The following is a 17,441-nucleotide window of genomic DNA, read 5'->3' on the forward strand; positions in this document are numbered from 1 at the left end:
GTATTTCTTGAGTATTGAGTTTGCAGGTTTAGGGGCCGCTTCGCAGCCCAGCGGGGATAAATCCCCTCACCACAGGGGATTGCCGCGTGTAGGACCTGCTTTGATTGGAGCAGGCGTGCGGGATATTTCCGACGAACTCCGGCGACTTTTACGGCTGCCACTCACTCTTTTCCCCACTCAACCGCCGATCGAGAAAACTTGCCGCACTGATCAGCGCCAGATGCGTCAGTGCCTGCGGTGTATTGCCCAGATGCCGGCCATGGCTGTCGAATTCCTCGGCGTACAGCCCCAGCGGATTGGCGTAACGCAGCAGCTGTTCGAACTCCAGATGGGCCTTTTCCACCTGGCCGGCGCGGGCCAGGCATTCGACGTACCAGAATGAACATGCGGCGAATGCGCCTTCGGTCCCGGCCAGACCATCAATGCCTGCCTCTTCGTTGCGATAGCGATAAACCATGCCGTCGCGCACCAAACTCTTTTCGATGGCCTCAAGGGTCGATAGCCAGCGTGGATCCTTGGCGCTGACAAAACGCACCAGCGGCATCAACAGCATCGAGCCGTCGAGTGCGGTGCCGCCCTTGTACTGGACGAAATGCCCGCGCTCTTCATCCCAGAAGTTGTCCCAGATGTCGGCGTAGATCGCCTGGCGGGTCTGGTCCCATTGGGCGAACGGTGCCGGCAACGAGCGCTTCGAGGCGAGGCGAATCGCTCGGTCCAGCGCCACCCAGCACATCAGCCGTGAGTGCAAAAAGTGATGCTGCTCACCGCGCATTTCCCAAATGCCTACATCCTTGGTCTGCCATGTCTCACACACCTGGTCGACAACTTCGCGCACATGTTTCCAGCCTTCGTGGGAAATGGCGTCGCCGTACTTGTTGACCAGATACACCGCGTCCATCAGTTCGCCGAAGATATCCAGCTGAATCTGGTCATACGCGCCGTTGCCGATGCGCACCGGTTTCGCGCCGCCATGCCCCGACAGATGCGCAAGTTCGGTTTCCGGCAGTTCCTGTTGACCGTCGATGCCATACAGAATGTTCAGTTTCATCGGCTGGCCGCAGCAATCACTGACCCGTCCGCGCAGCCAGCCCATGTAGGCGTTGGCTTCGCTGACAAACCCCAGGCGCATGAACGCGTAAACGGTAAACGAGGCATCGCGGATCCAGGTGTAGCGGTAATCCCAGTTACGCTCGCCGCCCGGGGTCTCCGGCAGGCCGAAAGTGGCGGCGGCGAGGATCGCGCCGTGTTTGCGTGAGGTCAGCAGCTTGAGCGCGAGCGCCGAGCGGTTGACCATTTCGCGCCAGCGTCCGCGGTAGATCGACTGGCCGATCCATTCGCGCCAGAACTTCAGCGTGCGTTCCATACAGAAATCGCCGGCGCCCTCGACGAAACGCGGGTCGTCGGTCGCGCCGAGCATGAACCCGGCCGTCTGATCCTGTTTCAGCGTGAAGCGTGCGACAGCTGCGTCGGCGTCAATCTGCATCGGCTGATTCGACGCCAGACGCAGCGTCGGTTGTCCGGTTGCGCTGAACAGGACATCTTTCTGATCCGCCTGCGCGCGCGTGTTTGCGCGGGCGTAGTCGTGGCGCACGGCGCAGCGCATATGGAACGTTGCCTCGCCACTGACCACGCGCACGCGGCGCATCAGCAGCGGCAGGTCATCTTCGCTGTCGCCCACTGGCAGCATGTCGGTGATTTCCACCACTGCAAATTCGCTGAGCCAGCGGGTTTGCAGGACATTGGTGTCGGGCAGGTAAATCTGCTCACGTCGCGCATCGGGCAAGTCCGGTGCGAGTTGGAAAATCCCCGCGTCTGGCGAGTCCAGCAACGAGCAAAAGATCGACGGACTGTCGAACTCCGGCCAGCAGAAAAAATCCACGCTGCCCTTGTCGTTGACCAGCGCCGCGCTGCGCATATCGCCGATGATGCCGTGGGCGTCGATCGGGCTTTGTCGTTCTTGATGATGCTCAGCCATTGCCGCGAAACTCCGGATAGAGACTCATGCCGCCGTCGATGAACAGGGTGGTGCCGACGATGTAATCGGCGGCGTCGGAGGCGAGGAAAACCACGGCGTTGGCGACGTCATCTACGTCGCCGATACGCCCATAGGGAATCAGCTCAAGCAGCTTTTCAGCCGCTGCACCTTCCGTGGCTTTTTCATTAATGGCCGTACGAATCGCCCCCGGCGCAATGCCGTTGATGCGGATGCGCTGATGGCTGACTTCCTGCGCGAGGGTCTGCATCAACTGATCGACGCCACCCTTGGACGCGGCGTAATTGACGTGCCCGGCCCACGGAATGCGCTGGTGCACCGAACTCATGTGAATAATCTTGCCGGCGGCGCGGGACACACCCTCGCGAACGCCCTGACGATTGAAAATCCGCAATGCAGCGCGGGCGCAGAGGAACTGGCCGGTGAGGTTGACGCCGATCACCGCGTTCCAGTCATCCAGGGTCATGTCCACCGCTGCGGCGTCTTTTTGCAGTCCGGAATTGGCCACCAGAATGTCCAGTGAGCCGAAGGCGTCGAGGGTCTGGGCGAACAGCCGTTCGACCTCGTCTTCCTTCGATACATCGGCGCCGATGGCCAGCGCCTGACCGCCGTCAGCGATGATTTGTCGGGCGAGAGCTTCGGCGGGTTCGGCCTGGCGGTTGTAGTTGATGACCACTGCAGCGCCAGCGGCGGCCAGTGCTTTGGCGGCCGCGTGGCCGATGCCGGAGCTGGCGCCGGTGATGAGTGCAACTTGTCTGGCTAGGGAGATCTGCATGCAAAGGCGCGCCTTGTGTGAGGGCCTATTCAGCTGACCGACGGCCAGCCTTGAGAGTTCAGCCAGAAGATCAAAAGATCGCAGCGTGCCGCAGCTCCTACAGATGATCACATTCACCTGTAGGAGCTGCGGCACGCTGCGATCTTTTGATCTTTAGGCCCTTCACATTCCACCAACAATTCCCCGCTTCCACGCCCCTCATCCATATGGCAACTTGGCCGCCCCTGATGAGGCTGTGACCGATGGCAAACCCCTACCGCGAATTATTCAATGCCCCCGGCGCCCGCAATTTTGTGCTGGCCGGGATGATTGCGCGCATGCCGATTTCCATGACCGGCATCGGCGTGATCACCATGCTTTCGCAGCTGTACGGCGGGTACGCGTTGGCCGGTGCGGTGGCGGCGACGTTTGCCTTGGCCACGGCGTTTTGCGCGCCGCAGGTGTCACGGCTGGTCGACCGGTTTGGCCAGGGACGGATTCTGCCGCTGTCGGCGTTGATCGGCGGCGGGGCGCTGTTGATGTTGCTGCTGTGCACGCGTCTGCAGGCGCCGACCTGGACGCTGTTCATCTTCGCCGCGCTGGCCGGTTGCATGCCGAGCATGTCGGCGATGGTGCGGGCGCGCTGGACTGAAATCTATCGTGGCCAGCCACAATTGCAGACGGCGTATGCGCTGGAGTCGGTGCTTGACGAGGTCTGTTTTATCGTCGGCCCGCCGCTGTCGGTGGGGTTGTGCGTTGCAGTGTTTCCCGAGGCCGGACCGTTGGCGGCACTGTTGGCGCTGACGATTGGCGTGACTGCATTTGTAGCGCAGCGCAGCACCGAACCACCCGTGCATCCGCATGCGTCCGGGCATCATGCTTCGATCATTCGCTCGACCGACATTCAATGGCTGCTGGCATTGATGATCGCCATGGGCATCATCGTCGGTGTGATCGATGTGGTCAGCGTCGCGTTCGCTCAGCAACAAGGGCAACCGGCGGCGGCGAGTATTGTGCTGTCGGTGTATGCGATCGGCTCCTGTCTGGCGGGGATTGCGTTCGGCGCGATGCGTTCGAAACTGCCGTTGCCGCGACTGTTTCTGTACGGCGGAGTGGCGACAGCAGTGACCACGTTGCCGCTGTTGCTGGCGAGCAACATTTTTGGCTTGTCGGTAGCGGTTTTCATTGCCGGGCTGTTCTTCTCGCCGACGCTGATTGTGGCGATGGCGTTGATCGAGCGCATCGTGCCACCGGCCAAACTCACCGAAGGGCTGACCTGGCTGGTGACCGGTTTGAGTATTGGCGTGGCGGTAGGCGCCGCCGGGTCGGGTTGGCTGGTGGATGCGTTTGGCGCCCGCAGCGGATTCTGGCTGGCGATTGCGGCGGGGGCGGTGGTGCTGGGCTCTGCGGTGCAGAGCTTCCGGCATTTGAAGTGATCGATCCGCGGACTAATTCCGGTCAGGCCTCATACGTTCTCTTTTACAGATAACCCATTGAGGTAAACGCGGTGACAAAGCTGACACTGCTGTGCCTGCCCTATTCGGGCGCCAGCGCCATGGTTTACAGCCGCTGGCGGCGCCAATTGCCGTCGTGGATGCAACTGCAGCCGGTGGAATTGCCCGGGCGCGGCGCCCGTTACGACGAACCCCTGCAAATCGATATGCGTGAGCTTGCCCGGCAACTGGCCCGTGAGCACAAACCCGGTTTGCAGGCCCCCTATGCGCTGTTCGGGCATAGCCTCGGCGCACTGCTGGCTTGTGAAATGGCTCACGCCTTTCGCGAACTTGGCGTTGCTGAGCCGGTGGCGCTGTTTGCTTCCGGAACCGCGGCGCCAAGCATGCGCAGCGATTACGACCGAGGTTTCGCCGAGCCGCGCAGTGACGAAGAACTGATCGAGCAGTTGCGCGCCTTTCAAGGCACCAGCGAAGAAGTGCTCGCCAATCAGGAACTCATGAGCCTGACGCTGCCGGTGCTGCGTGCCGACTTCATGATGTGCGGGCGTTTCACTCCGATCGACCGACCGCTGCTCAATTGCCCCGTGCACGTATTGGGTGGCAAGGAAGATCGGGCGACCACCGAACAATTGATCGGCTGGAGCAAAGAGACCCAGGGCAGTTTCTCGGTGGACATGATGACCGGAGGACACTTCTTCATTCATGAACACGAGGCCCGGGTCATCCGCACGATCAAGACCCATCTGGAAGTCCATCACCGGCGCCATGCGCAATCGGTGGCGCCCGCGTATTAACGCGCGGCTCTCCTATCAAATGATTACTGGAGGCCAGTCATGGCTGTTGCTGTGGGATTTTCCGTTCGGCCGCTGTTGCCGCATCGGGGGCGCTTGCCGCTATTGGTGGAAGCGACCGATCCGGACACCGACCTGTTGGCGGTGTTCGACGAATTGAAAGTGTTGGTCGACGAACATTTGTTGCGCGACGGTGGGTTGCTGTTCCGCGGATTTCGCCTGGACGGGGCCGAGCCGTTTCGTCAGTTCGCGGCCAGCTTCGGTCATCCGCTGTTGAATTACGAGTTCGGTTCCACGCCGCGCACCAACGTGACGCAAGGGGTTTACACCTCCACCGAATACCCGGCGCACCAGAGTATTCCGCTGCACAACGAGCAGGCCTACTCCCGCGACTGGCCGATGAAGATCTGGTTCTACAGCATGATCGCGGCGAAGTCCGGTGGCGAAACACCGATTGCCGACAGTCGCGAAGTCTATCAGCGTATTCCGCTGGCGATCCGTGAGCGCTTCGTCAGCAAAGGCCTGATGTATGTGCGCAACTTCGGCAACGGGCTGGATGTGGCCTGGGAAGATGTGTTCAACACCGACGACCGCGATGTCGTCGAAGCTTACTGCAAAGCCCACGGCATCCTCTGCGAGTGGAAGGATGACGGTGAGTTGCGCACCCGCCAGACCTGTCAGGCGGTGGCGGTGCATCCGGTGACCGGCGACCACGTCTGGTTCAATCAGGCGCATCTGTTCCACATTTCCAACCTGCAAGCGGAAGTGCGTGAAAGCCTGTTGGACATCGTCGACGAAGAAGACTTGCCGCGTAACGTTTATTACGGCGATGGCTCTCCTATCGAAGATGAAGTCCTGGCTCAGATTCGCGCGGTACTCGACGAGTGCGCGATCAGCTTCCCTTGGCAGGAGGGTGATGTGCTGATGCTCGACAACATGCTGTCGGCTCACGCCCGTTCCCCGTTCGAAGGCCCGCGCAAAGTTATTGTCGCCATGGCCGAGGGGCATGCGATGGACGTGCGCTGAACGATCCGGTGGTTTGCTTGAATAAATGCCGAAGCCGTTCCTGTAGCGGCTTTGGCATTTGTGCGTCTGGCGCAGGCTGCCGCTGGGCCGGTATTGCGCCGGGTTGCTAAATCATTGCGTTTGTCATTCGTTCTTGTTGATACGACCGGGCCTCCTGGTCACGCCGCCGATCAGCAAGGACCCCATGCATGAATGCCGCAGACGCACAGAAACTAGCCCGCCGTTTTATCGAATTGCCGCAGGACAAACGACGTTTGTTTCTCGCCGGCATGGCTCGCGAAGGCATTGATTTTGCGCAGCTGCCCATGACGGCCTGTGAGGGAATCGCCGAGCGCGAAGGGCTGTCTTACGCGCAGCAGCGGATGTGGTTTCTCTGGCAGCTGGACCCGCAAAGTGCCGCCTATAACCTGCCGATGGCGGTACGCCTGAACGGCGCGTTGCAGGTGCAGGCCCTGGAGCAGGCGTTCAGCCTGCTGGTGGCGCGGCACGAATGCCTGCGCACCACCTTCGGCCAGGCCGGCGAACGTGCCTTCCAGCGTGTGGCCGAGCCGCAGGCATTGCAACTACCGCTCACCGATTTGAGCCGCGTGCCCGAGGCGCAGCGCTGGCCGCTGGTGCAACAGCACATGATGGCCGAGGCCACGCAAGCGTTCGACCTGGAACACGGCCCGCTGTTGAGCCTGCGGCTGTTGCGTCTGGCCGAGCAGGAACACGTGCTGCTGCTGACCTTGCACCACATCATTGCCGACGGCTGGTCGATGAACATTCTCATCGATGAGTTCATGCGCACCTACGACGCCCACGTTGCGGGGCGCGAGCCGTCGTTGCCGGCGCTGATTGTGCATTACCGCGATTACGCGCTGTGGCAGCGCAGCTGGCTGGAGGCGGGTGAGCGCGAGCGGCAACTGGATTACTGGCGCACACAGCTGGGCGACGAGCATCCCGTATTGGAATTGCCGACCGACCGTGCTTATCCGGCACAATCGAGTCATCAGGGCGCGCGTCTGGAAACGGTGATTGATGCCGCGCTGCGCCAAGAACTGAAAAGCCTTGCCCAGCGTCAAGGCGTGACCCTGTTCGTGGTACTGCTGGCCGCGTTCAAGACCTTGCTGCATCGCTACAGTGGCCAGACCGACATTCGCGTCGGCGGTCTGATTGCCAACCGCACCCGCAGCGAGACCGAAGGCCTGATCGGCTTCTTCGTCAACACGCAGATTCTGCGCAGCGAAGTCACCGCGCAAACCCGCTTCGCCGAGCTGTTGCAGCGCCTGCGCGAGGCTGCGCTCGGCGCCCAGGTCCATCAGGAGCTACCGTTCGACGCCCTGATCGAAGCCCTGCAACCGGCGCGCAGTCAGAGCCATAATCCGCTGTTCCAGGTGATGTTCAACCACCAGCCGCTGGTGACTGACTTGCAGCACGTGCAGCTTGAGTCCGGTTTGCAGGTGGACTATCTGAGCGAAGCGCAATTGGCCGGCAGCGGTCGGCAACACGCGGCCACCAGCGACCTGATGCTCGACACCCGCGAGGAGGGCGAGCAACTGTTCGCCGCCTTCACCTACGCCACCGATATCTTCGATGCCGCGACCATCGCCGCAATGGCCGGGCATTGGCGCAACATTCTTGTGTCCGTCTGCCGCGACCCGCAGCAATTCGTCGGCGACGTCGCGCTGCTGGCAGATACCGAGCGTAAACAGCTGATTCAGGCCACTGCGTCGGAACCTGATTTCGCCAGCGTGCAAACCCTGTTTGAAGCGCAAGTGGTGCGCACGCCGCAGGCAGCGGCGGTGATTCTGGCGAGCGAACCGTCGCCGTCACTCACCTATGCCGAGTTGAACACCCGCAGCAACCGTCTGGCGCATCAGTTGCGTGCGCGGGGTGTCGGCCCTGACGTGCTGGTCGGCGTCGCGTTAGGGCGCTCGCTGGAACTGGCGGTGGCTTTGCTGGCGGTACTCAAGTCCGGCGGCGCCTATGTGCCGCTGGATCCGCAAACCCCGGCCGAACGCCTGCGCCATGTGCTGGATGACAGCGGCCTGAAACTGCTGCTGACCGACAGCGTCAGCCTCGCCAGCCTGCCGCCCCTCGACGGTGTCGATTGCCTGTGCCTGGAGCAACTGGCCGACAGTGACCACGTCGACAATCTGTCGGTGACGGTCGCAGCGCAAAACCTCGCCTACGTGATCTACACCTCCGGTTCCACCGGGCGGCCGAAAGGTGTCGCGGTCAGCCACGGTGCGCTGAGTGAGTTCATCGCCCGCGCCATCAGTTACAGCGACCTGCGCGAAGGTGACCGCGTCCTGCAGTTCGCCACCAGCAGTTTCGATGGCTTCGTCGAGCAGTTTTTTCCACCACTGTGCCATGGCGCTGGCGTGGTGCTACGCGATGCACAGCTGTGGGACAGCGCGACGTTGCATCGAGTGATAGTCGACCACGGCATCACCTTGGCCGATTTGCCGGCCGCTTACTGGTATTGGCTGGTGCAGGAATACGCCGCTAATCCACCGGCCGATTTCGGTGCGTTGCGCCAGATTCACGTTGGTGGCGAGGCCATGGCGGTGGACGGTTTGCGTCTTTGGCAACAGGCCGGTTTGGGCCATGTGCGTTTGCTCAATACCTACGGCCCGACCGAAGCCACGGTGGTTTCGACGATTCATGACTGCACGGCACTGACGGCGGACGCTGTGTCGTGGCGCGGCATTCCCATCGGCCAAGGTCTGGATGACCGTCGCCTGTATGTGCTCGATGATCATTTGAACCTGCTGCCGCAAGGCGCGGTGGGCGAGTTGTACATCGGCGGCCCGGGCCTCGCCCGTGGTTATCACCGTCAGCCGATGCTCAGTGCCGAGCGCTTTATCGCCGACCCGTTCGCCGCTGGCCAACGCCTGTACCGCACCGGTGACCGTGCGCGACTGCGTGCCGATGGTGCGCTGGAGTACGTCGGCCGGGTCGATCATCAAGTGAAGATTCGCGGTTTCCGCATCGAACTGGGCGAAATCGAATCGCGCCTGCAGCAGTGCTCAGGGGTTCGCGAAGCGGTGGTGCTGGCCGTGCCGCTCAGCGGTGGCCAGCAACTGGTGGCGTACGTGGTCTGCGATCAGGCCGTGTTGGAAAGCACCGCCACTCAGTCGGCGTTCCGCCAGCAAATACGCGCCGCGCTGCAAGCCCATCTGCCGGACTACATGGTGCCGGGGCACTTGCTGTTGTTGCCGAATCTGCCGCTGACGCCAAGCGGCAAGCTCGACCGCAAGGCGTTGCCGGCACCGGATCCGAGCCAACTGCAAGGCGACTATCGCGCACCGCAAACGGACACCGAACAGCAACTGGCGCAGATCTGGGTGGAGGTCCTGCAAGTGTCGCGGGTCGGTCTGGATGATCACTTCTTTGAGCTGGGCGGCCACTCGCTGCTGGCCGCACAAGTGATTGCGCGTATCAAAAGTCAATCGGGCGTGGTGTTGCCGCTACGCAGCCTGTTCGAAAAACCGCTGCTGGCTGATCTGGCGGCGGTGCTGGCGCAACTGGCTGACAGTGCAACGGACGACGAGTGGTCCGACATGGATCAGTTCATGAATGCTTTGGAAGGAGAAGAAGTATGAGCGGCACTATGGCGGAGCGCATCGCGAAAAGGTTCGTCGGCTTGCCGCTGGAGCAGCGTCGGCTGTTTCTGGCCAAACTGCGCGAGGACGGCAAGGATTTCAGCCTGTTGCCACTGCCAGTCAGCCGTCACGAAGTCACGCCGATTCCGTTGTCGTTCGCGCAGCAGCGCTTGTTGTTTCTCTGGCAGCTGGAACCACAAAGCGCCGCGTACAACATGGCCGCCGGCCTGCGTCTGAACGGGCGTCTGGACGAAGCGGCGCTGCAACGCTCCTTCGATTTTCTGGTGGCGCGCCATGAAGTGCTGCGCACGGTGTTCCAGACCGACGGCGATCAACCGCATCAGGTAATTCTCGATCAACAACCGATTGCGCTGGAACGCATCGACCTCACGACGCTGCCTGCTTCTGAGCGCGAGCCGGCCTTGGCGCAACAGGTGCAAACCGTCACGGCGCGGCCGTTCGATTTGCGCCACGGGCCGTTGCTTCGAGCCAGTCTGTTTGCCTTGGCTGACGAAGAGTTCGTGCTTGTGGTGAGCATGCACCACATCGTCTCCGACGGTTGGTCGATGGACGTGATGGTCAAGGAATTCGTCCAGTGCTATCAGGCGTTCAGCCTGGAGCGCGAGCCGCAATTGCCGGCACTGGCGTTGCAATACGCCGACTATGCGATCTGGCAGCGGCGCTGGCTGGAAGCCGGCGAGGGCGAGCGTCAGCTCGATTACTGGCGCCAGCAGCTGGGCGAGGAACATCCGCTACTGGAAGTGGCGCCGGACTTTGCCCGGCCACTGACCCAGAGCTTCGAAGGCCAGACCCTGAGCTTTGACTTTGGTGCGGACCTGTCGCGGCAACTCAACGCGTTTGCCCGCAGTCAGGGCATCAGTCTGTTCATGCTGGTGCTGGCGGGTTTTTCGCTGTTTGTGTCGCGACACGCCGGGCAGCGCGACATTCGTGTCGGTGTGCCGAATGCCAACCGTGGACGTGCCGAAGTCGAAGGGCTGATCGGCTTCTTCGTCAACACTCAGGTGCTGCGTTGTGAGGTGGATGAGCGCGGCAGTTTCACGGATCTACTGGCGCGGGTGCGTGAAGCATCGTTCGGCGCCCAGGCGCATCAGGAGCTGCCGTTCGAGCAACTGGTGGACGAGTTTGTCGCAGAGCGAACCCTGGGCCATAACCCGCTGTTTCAGGTCAAGTTCAACCAGAACGTCGGCATGCAGAAGCAGCGTGCGATGGCCCTGCCCGGATTGAGCGTGGCGGAATATCCGCTGGACAAGGATGGCACCCACTTCGATCTGGCGCTGGACATCACCGACGACGGCACGCTGATTCACGGTCAGATGACTTATGCCAGCGACCTCTATCGCGCGCAGACTGTCGCCGGTTTCGTGCCGGCCTTGCTCGGTCTGTTCAGTGAATTGCTGAAAGCGCCGCAAGCGCCGCTGCACAGCGTCGCGCTGATCTCACCTGCGGCACTGCCAGCAGTTGCCGAGCCGGCACTGTCGGTGTTGCAGCACTGGGATCGTGAAGTCGCCCGCCAGCCTGAAGGGGCGGCTGCCCGCGATTTGAATCAAGTCTTGAGTTATCGGACGCTGGATCAGGCGGCCAATCGCCTGGCCCATCATTTACGCGCCCAAGGCGTGCGCGACGGCCAACCGGTGGCAGTGCTGATGGAGCGTTCGCTGGATTGGCTGACCTGTGTGCTGGCGATCTTCAAGGCTGGCGCGGTGTACATGCCGCTGGACGTCAAGGCGCCGGACGCACGCTTGCAGCAGATGCTCGGCGCTGCCAACGCGCGGGTACTGTTATGCGCCGAAGGCGATGCACGTGTTTGCGGGCTGGCGGTTGACGGCTGTCAGGGCATCGCGTTTACACCGCAGCAGTGGCAGTCAATGGCGGGCGCTTGTCCAGCCGTGACGTTGTGCGCTCAATCGCCGGCGTACGTCATCCACACCTCCGGTTCCACCGGACAACCCAAAGGTGTGCTGGTCAGCCACGGTGCGCTGGCCAGCTATGTGCGCGGTGTGCTGGAGCGTCTGGCGCCGGCACCGGACGCCAGCATGGCGCTCGTCTCCACCATCGCGGCGGACCTTGGTTTTACCGTGCTGTTCGGGGCGCTGTGCTCCGGGCGGCTGCTGCATGTATTGCCGGAGGAACTGGGCTTCGATCCGGATCGCTTTGCCGAGTACATGGCCACGCATCAAGTGGGCATGCTGAAAATCGTCCCGGGCCATCTGAGCGCTTTGTTGCAGGCCTCACGGGCTGCTGACGTATTGCCGGAACACGCGCTGATCGTCGGCGGTGAGGCGTGTGCGCCGGCACTGGTGGAGCGCGTGCGTCAGCTTAAACCGGGCTGCCGCGTCATCAACCACTATGGACCGAGCGAAACCACGGTGGGCGTGTTGGCCCATGAAGTCGGCGATCTGACCCTGACGCGCGGCGTACCGGTCGGTAGCGCATTGGCCGGAGCTCACGTTTATGTGCTCGACGACGTATTGAACAACGTTGCCGATCAGGTAGCCGGCGAGCTGTACATCGGTGGTGACAGCGTGGCGCTGGGTTATCTGAACCAGCCGGGGCTGACCGCAGAGCGTTTCCTCCCGGATCCGTTCGGCGCGCCGGGTGCAAGGGTTTACCGCAGCGGTGACCGCGTACGTCGCAATCGTCAGCAATCGATGGAATTCATCGGCCGCGCCGACGATCAGGTCAAGGTGCGCGGTTATCGCGTGGAGCCGGCGGAGGTCGCGCGCGTGCTGCTCGGGCTCGACGGTGTCAGTGAGGCGGCGGTGCTGGCGCTGCCACTGGATGACGATCCGGCGCGGCTGCAACTGGTGGCGTGGTGCGTGCCGGCGGCGAGTCTGACATTGCAGGCGCAGGCGCTGCGCGAGCAACTGCAAGCGTGTTTGCCCGATTACATGGTGCCGGCGCAGATCGTCCTGCTGGAGCAACTGCCGCTGACGGCCAACGGCAAACTCGACAAACGTGCCTTACCGGTGCCGGGGGTGGTCATTCAGCATTTCGTCGCGCCGATGGGTGAGATCGAAGAGAAGCTGGCGGCGATCTGGGCTGATGTGCTGAAGCTTGAGCGCGTCGGCAGCACCGATAACTTTTTCGAGCTGGGCGGTGATTCCATCCTCAGTCTGCAAATCATTGCTCGGGCCAAGCGCCAGGGCATCAAGTTGAGCCCCAAGCAGCTGTTCGAAAAACAGACGGTCGGCCAATTGGCCGCCGTCGCAAAACTGATCGAAGCCAAACCAGCGGTTGCCAGCGCGCAGCCGGCGCGTGGGCCGCTGCCATTGCTGCCGATTCAGGCGCGGTTCTTCGAGACCGAGATTGCCCGGCGTCAGCACTGGAACCAGTCAGTGATGTTGCAGCCGACTACCACTCTTGACGCCAATCACCTGCGCACCGCGCTGACGGCGCTGGTTGAACAGCATGACGCGCTGGCGCTGAATTTCCAGGCGTCGAGCGATACGTGGCAGGTATTGCCGCAGACCCAGCGTGACCCGGAGTTGTTGTGGGTGCGCGAACTGGACAGTCTGGCGTCGTTGCCGGCCCTTGCCGATGAGGCCCAGCGGAGTCTGGATCTGCAACAGGGGCGTTTGCTGCGCGCCGTGCTGGTGAACCTGTCGGACGCCGAGCAACGTTTGTTGCTGGTCATCCATCACCTTGTGGTGGATGGCGTGTCGTGGCGCATTCTGCTGGAAGATCTGCAGCACGCTTATACCGCGCTCGCCACCGGTACCGCGATGGTCTTGCCGGGCAAAAGCACTTCGCTGCACAGCTGGGCTGAACACCTGCAGCGTTATGCGCAGAGCGAGGCGCTGGTTGCTGAGAGCGAATACTGGCGCATAACCCTGGAGGCGGGTGACGCGCAACTGCCACAGGATTTCCCGCAAGAGCGTCAGACCCGTGGACAAGCGGCTCGGGCCAGTTCGCGCCTGAGCCAGGCGCTGACTCACAAGCTGCTCAAAGTCGCCCCTGCTGCCTATCGCACACAAATCAACGACCTGCTGCTGACCGCGCTGGCGCGGGTGTTGTGCGACTGGAGTGAACAGCCTTCGGTATTGGTGCAACTTGAAGGGCACGGTCGCGAAGACTTGTTCGATGAAGTCGATCTGAGTCGCACGGTCGGTTGGTTCAGCAGCCTGTTCCCGGTACGTTTGACCCCCCAAGCGCAGCCGGGCGCATCTCTTTGCGCGATCAAGGAGCAATTGCGTGCGGTGCCGGGCAAAGGCATCGGTTACGGCGTGCTGCGCTATTTGACCCGATCCGCCGAGTTGCAGGGGCTGGCTCAGCCACTGGTGACGTTCAATTATCTGGGCCAGTTCGATGGTGCGTTCAATGCCGACGCAGGCGCCTTGTTTATTCCGGCAGGTGAAAGCACCGGGGCCAATCAGGACGCTGCGGCACCATTGGGTAACTGGCTGAGCGTCGATGGTCAGGTGTACGGCGGTGAACTGGAACTGACCTGGACTTTTGGCACGGGCATGTACCGCGCCGAAACCATCGAAGCCCTGGCCGTAGCCTATCGTCGTGAGCTGGAGCGTTTGATCGAGCATTGCTGCGACAGTGGTGAGGCCGGTGTAACACCGTCGGACTTCACTCTGGCGAGCCTGACCCAGGCACAGCTGTCGGCACTGCCGATCCCGGCCCGCGACATCGTCGACCTCTACCCGTTGTCGCCGATGCAGCAGGGCATTCTGTTCCACAGCGTCAACGATCCGGACAGCCCGGCCTACACCAACCAACTGCGTGTCGATGTACAGAATCTGGACACCGAGCGTTTCCGTCAGGCCTGGCAGCAAACCGTCGACGCCCACGAAATCCTGCGCACGGCTTTCGTCTGGCCGCAAGATGCCGCCGCTGCGGTGCAAGTGGTTCGCCAGAGTGCGCAGATGCCATGGCGCTTGCAGGACTGGCGTGGTCGCGATGACCTCGGTACGGCGCTGGAGCAACTGGCTGGCGACGACCTCGCCAGCGGTTTCGACCTGACCGCCGCGCCGCTGTTGCGGGTGACGCTGGTGCGCACGGACGACTCGACGCATCACTTGATCTACACCTGCCACCACATCCTCATGGACGGTTGGAGTACCTCGCAGTTGTTCGGTGAAGTGCTGCAGCGTTATGCCGGCATGACCCCGGCGGTCGGGCAGGGACGCTATCGCGATTACATCGAATGGCTCAGCCAGCGCGATCAGCAGGCCAGCCGCGAATTCTGGACGGCGGCCCTGGCTGACCTTGAAGAGCCGACGCGTCTGGCCAATGCCGTGTCTGGCGGGCAGCGCAGTGCCAGTGGTTACGCCGATCACGAGCATGTGTTCAGTGAGCAACTGACGGCTGATCTGAACCGTTTCGCCCGCGAGCAGAAAGTCACCCTCAACACTCTGGTGCAAGCCGCGTGGCTGGTGCTGTTGCAGCGCTATACCGGTCAGGACAACGTCGCGTTCGGCGCGACCGTGGCCGGGCGTCCGACCGACTTGCCGGGCGTCGAGCAGCAGATCGGTCTGTTCATCAATACCTTGCCGGTGGTGGCAGCGCCGTCCGCCGACATCGTCGTCAGCCAGTGGCTGCAACAGGTGCAGAGCCTTAATCTGGCGCTGCGCGAGCACGAACACACGCCGCTCTACGATATCCAGCGTTGGGCGGGAGCGGGTAATGGGGCGTTGTTCGACAGCATTCTGGTGTTCGAGAACTACCCGATGGCCGAAGCCCTGCAACAAGGTCCGGCCAACGGCCTGACGTTCTCGGCGATTCGCCGTCAGGAGCAGACCAACTACCCGTTGACGCTGGTAGCGGTCACCGGTCGCGAGCTGAGTCTGGGGGTCAGTTATGATCAGGCCAGTTTCGCTGCGACGACAGTCGTTGCATTGAGTGCACAGCTTGAGAGTCTGTTGGCGCAGTTCCTGGCTGATGCCACGCAACCGTTGGGAACCCTGGAATTGCTCGCAGAGCCCGAGCGTCAATATGCGATCGATTGGGGGCGGGCCGATGTCAAGGCGCTGGATTCACGCAGCGTGCTGGAACACATCGCCGCGCAAGTGCAGCGGCAACCGCAGGCGGACGCCATTGTGTTCGCCGAGCAACGGATCGATTACCAAGGCCTCGATGTCCGGGCCAATCGTTTGGCGCACAAGCTGCAAACGCTGGGGGTCGGGCCAGAGGTGCGCGTGGGGGTGTGCATGCGTCGCACACCGGACATGCTCGTGGCCTTGTTGGCAATTCTCAAGGCCGGTGGCGCTTATGTGCCGCTAGACCCGGATTATCCACAGGAACGTTTGCTGCACATGCTCGATGACAGCCGCGCCGCGGTGCTGCTCACCGAGCCGGCGGCGCAGACGATGTTGCCCGCAGCGCTGAGCGCACAGGTGCTGCTGGTGGAAGAGGGCGCGCTGAGCGAATTCCCGTCGACGGCTCCGCTGGCGAAAGTGTCGGCGCAGAATCTGGCGTACGTCATCTACACCTCCGGTTCCACCGGCAAACCGAAAGGCGTGGCCATCACCCATGGCAACCTCTCGGCGCTGATTCAGTGGTCGGCCGGGGTCTATTGCGAGGAGCAGCTGCGCGGCGTGCTGGCCTCGACGTCGATCTGCTTTGACCTGTCGGTCTGGGAGATCTTCGTCACCCTCGCTTGCGGTGGTTGCCTGGTGCTGGCGGACAACGCGCTGGCGCTGGCCGATTTGCCGGCCCGCGAACAGGTCACGTTGATCAACACAGTGCCTTCGGCAATTGCCGCATTGCAACGCGCCGGGCAGATTCCAGATTCGGTCACCACGATCAATCTGGCTGGCGAACCGCTCAAGCAAAATCTGGTGGACAGTTTGTACGCAAGCACATCGGTCAAGCAGGTCTACGACCTCTACGGGCCGTCAGAGGACACCACTTACTCGACCTTCACCCTGCGTACCGCGCAAGGGCAGGCCAACATCGGCCGGCCGCTGGAAAACACCGTGGCTTATCTGCTCGACAGCCAGTTGCAGGTGCTGCCGAACGGCGTGGCCGCCGAGCTGTATCTGGGCGGTGCCGGGGTGACCCGTGGTTATCTGATGCGCGCGGCACTGACCGCCGAACGCTTTGTGCCGAACCCGTACGCCAGCAACGGCGAACGGCTGTACCGCACCGGCGACCTGGTGCGCCAGGGCAGTGATGACAACATCGAGTACATCGGCCGGGCCGACCATCAGGTGAAGATTCGCGGCTTCCGTATCGAACTCAGCGAAATCGAAGCGCGGCTGTTGGAGCAGGACGAAATCCGCGAAGCGGTGGTGCTCGCTCAGGACGGTGCCGCCGGCAAACACCTGCATGCCTACGTCGTGGCGGCGCAGGCGGTGACGGATCAGCACGCATTGACGGAACGCTTGCGCAACGCGCTGGCCAGCCGCTTGCCGGCGCACATGGTGCCGGGACACTTGCACCTGATCGAAGCCATCCCGCTGACCCCGAACGGCAAGCTGGATCGCAAGGCCTTGATGGCGTTGGGCGACAGCCCGACACAGCAGCACTATCAGGCGCCGCAGACCGATTTGCAGTGGGAGGTGGCGACGGTCTGGCAAGAGGTGCTGGAGGTCGAACAGGTGGGCCTGGCCGACAACTTCTTCCAGCTCGGCGGGCACTCGTTGCTGGCCACGCTGGTGGTGACCCGGATCAAGGAGCGTCTGGGCGACAAGGTGCCGCTCAAAGAGCTGTTCGAAACCGACACCCTCAAGGCGTTCTGCGCGCGGATCGAGGTCTTGCGCGTCGAAATGTCGCCCGTTCAGGATGAATTGGCTAAATCCCTGGAGGCCCTCAAACGTCTATCCCTCGATGATCTGGAAAAACTGATTTCTTGAGAGGGAAAAA

General features: G+C 62.3%; 7 protein-coding genes. 5 read left to right on the top strand and 2 right to left on the bottom strand.

Translation table 11 applies throughout. The features are described from left to right. Positions 1-148: 148 nt before the first annotated feature. Positions 149-1,975 carry a glycoside hydrolase family 15 protein gene (locus ICA16_RS22145; RefSeq protein WP_210701577.1) on the bottom strand — a complete coding sequence of 609 codons (1,827 nt, stop codon included), beginning with the start codon at positions 1,973-1,975 and terminating at the stop codon, positions 149-151. Continuing rightward, the gene (locus ICA16_RS22150; RefSeq protein WP_210701578.1) at positions 1,968-2,768 is read right to left on the bottom strand and encodes a glucose 1-dehydrogenase; all 801 of its coding nucleotides are present in this window, start codon (positions 2,766-2,768) and stop codon (positions 1,968-1,970) included. Before ICA16_RS22150 ends, ICA16_RS22145 begins: the two co-directional genes overlap by 8 nt. 242 nt (positions 2,769-3,010) lie before the next feature. Here ICA16_RS22150 and ICA16_RS22155 point away from each other — a divergent pair, with 242 nt between their 5' ends. The 5 genes from ICA16_RS22155 to ICA16_RS22175 all read left to right on the top strand — a co-directional run bounded on the left by ICA16_RS22155 (position 3,011) and on the right by ICA16_RS22175 (position 17,431). Then, a complete protein-coding gene (locus ICA16_RS22155; protein WP_210701579.1) occupies positions 3,011-4,183 on the top strand; it encodes an MFS transporter in 1,173 nt (390 codons plus the stop codon). Between the two features lie 71 nt (positions 4,184-4,254). Next, entirely contained in the window at positions 4,255-4,995 is a 741-nt protein-coding gene (locus ICA16_RS22160; RefSeq protein ID WP_042558558.1) for a thioesterase II family protein, read from the top strand. A gap of 39 nt (positions 4,996-5,034) precedes the next feature. Next, positions 5,035-6,018 (top strand): TauD/TfdA family dioxygenase, encoded by a 984-nt coding sequence (locus ICA16_RS22165; protein ID WP_210701580.1) that lies wholly within the window; start codon positions 5,035-5,037, stop codon positions 6,016-6,018. A gap of 188 nt (positions 6,019-6,206) precedes the next feature. Continuing rightward, positions 6,207-9,608: a non-ribosomal peptide synthetase gene (locus ICA16_RS22170; protein ID WP_210701581.1), complete on the top strand. Its 3,402-nt coding sequence runs from the start codon at positions 6,207-6,209 to the stop codon at positions 9,606-9,608. Beyond that, positions 9,605-17,431: a non-ribosomal peptide synthetase gene (locus ICA16_RS22175; RefSeq protein ID WP_210701582.1), complete on the top strand. Its 7,827-nt coding sequence runs from the start codon at positions 9,605-9,607 to the stop codon at positions 17,429-17,431. Before ICA16_RS22170 ends, ICA16_RS22175 begins: the two co-directional genes overlap by 4 nt. The last annotated feature ends 10 nt before the right edge of the window (positions 17,432-17,441 follow it).

Origin of the sequence: Pseudomonas anatoliensis (assembly GCF_017976235.1) — a bacterium.
In the GTDB taxonomy this organism is placed as follows: Bacteria; Pseudomonadota; Gammaproteobacteria; order Pseudomonadales; family Pseudomonadaceae; genus Aquipseudomonas; species Aquipseudomonas anatoliensis.

Bases quoted from the DNA above. Each gene is read 5' to 3' on its own strand.
- ICA16_RS22145 (WP_210701577.1), bottom strand. From the start codon at position 1,975: ATGGCTGAGCATCATCAAGAACGACAAAGCCCGATCGACGCCCACGGC.
- ICA16_RS22150 (WP_210701578.1), bottom strand. From the start codon at position 2,768: ATGCAGATCTCCCTAGCCAGACAAGTTGCACTCATCACCGGCGCCAGC.
- ICA16_RS22155 (WP_210701579.1), top strand. From the start codon at position 3,011: ATGGCAAACCCCTACCGCGAATTATTCAATGCCCCCGGCGCCCGCAAT.
- ICA16_RS22165 (WP_210701580.1), top strand. From the start codon at position 5,035: ATGGCTGTTGCTGTGGGATTTTCCGTTCGGCCGCTGTTGCCGCATCGG.
- ICA16_RS22170 (WP_210701581.1), top strand. From the start codon at position 6,207: ATGAATGCCGCAGACGCACAGAAACTAGCCCGCCGTTTTATCGAATTG.
- ICA16_RS22175 (WP_210701582.1), top strand. From the start codon at position 9,605: ATGAGCGGCACTATGGCGGAGCGCATCGCGAAAAGGTTCGTCGGCTTG.